This window comes from Nonomuraea sp. NPDC003201, assembly GCF_053590415.1.
Genome location: NZ_JBSFTC010000748.1, coordinates 1 through 1,349, shown reverse-complemented (window position 1 = coordinate 1,349; position 1,349 = coordinate 1). Strand labels below are relative to the sequence as shown.

The following is a 1,349-nucleotide window of genomic DNA, read 5'->3' as shown; positions in this document are numbered from 1 at the left end:
CGGAGACAGGTTCGGTGCGGGCGGTGCGACGCGCGGGCGTGCGAGCCAGTCCACGCAGAATCGCCGGGACGCCGTCGTGGCGGTTGCTGAGGGTGCGAGTGTTGATGGGCAGAGGTACGAGGAAGGGCTCCGGCATGGTCAGAGCGACGTCCAGGAGCTGCATGCCCTCGTTGGCGCCCATGGCGGTGAACCCTGAACGGGACAGCCGCTCCAGGTCGAGTTCCGCCAACTGGTTCGTCATGCCGCCCGTTTCCGGCGCCCACAATCCCCAGGCGAGGGATTGAGCGGGTAGGCCGCTGGCGTGGCGATGGATCGCCAACGCATCCAGGAAGGCGTTGGCCGCCGAGTAGTTCCCCTGCCCGGCGCTGTCCAGCGTGGCAGCCGAGGAGGAGTAGAGAACGAACGCGGCCAGGTCGAGGTGGCGGGTGGCCTGGTGCAGGTGCCAGGCGGCGTCGGCCTTGGGCCGCAGCACCCGGTCGATCTTGTCGGAGGTGAGGGAGGTGACCACGCCGTCGTCGAGGACTCCGGCGGTGTGGAAGACCGCCGTGAGCGGGTGTTCGGCGGGTACCCGGTCAAGAAGTGCGCTGACTTGCTCGGGGGCGGACAGATCGCACGCCGCGATCTCGACTGTCGCGCCGGCTGCTTCCAGGTCAGTCCTGAGCTGGTCGGCGTCGGGGGCCTGGTCTCCTCGGCGGGAGGCCAGCAGCAGACGCCCCACCCGGTGCTCGCCGGCCAGGTGACGGGCCAGGATCGCACCCAGACCGCCCGTGCCGCCCGTGATCAACACCGTGCCGTCGGGGTCCAGGCTGCGCGGCATAGTGAGGATGATCTTGCCGGTGTGGCGGGCCTGCGCCATGTGCCGGAACGCTTGGCGGGCCTGCTGGACCGGCCAGCACCGCACCGGCAACGCCGCCAACTCCTGGGAAGCGAACAGGTCCAGCAGCTCGCCCAGCATCTGCCCGACCCGCTCATGCCCGGCATCCATCAGGTCGAAGCTGCGGTACCGGACGTGAGAGTGAGTGCCCGCGACGTCGGCCGGATCGCGCCGGTCGGTCTTGCCCATCTCGATGAACCGGCCACCCTCGGCAAGCAGGTCCAGCGACGCGTCGGTGAACGGCCCGGCCAGCGAGTTGAGCACCACATCCATCCCCGCCCCGCCCATCACCGTGGCGAAGGCATCGGCGAAGTCCAGGTCACGGGAAGAAGCGATGTGATCATCCGGCACACCCAGCGCCCGCAGCACGTGCTGCTTACCAGGCGAGGCCGTGGCGAACACCTCCGCACCCAGATGCCGGGCGATCTGGATCGCGGCCATACCCACCCCACCCGCGCCGGAGTGGATCAGCACC

The 1,349-nt window shown here is 69.7% G+C and carries 1 protein-coding gene; it reads right to left on the bottom strand.

Annotated features, from left to right (window positions below; genetic code table 11):
• Positions 1–1,315: SDR family NAD(P)-dependent oxidoreductase (locus tag ACWDX9_RS63355; protein WP_449973460.1), on the bottom strand; the 1,315-nt coding region annotated here is incomplete at its 3' end.
• Between the last annotated feature and the right edge of the window lie 34 nt (positions 1,316–1,349).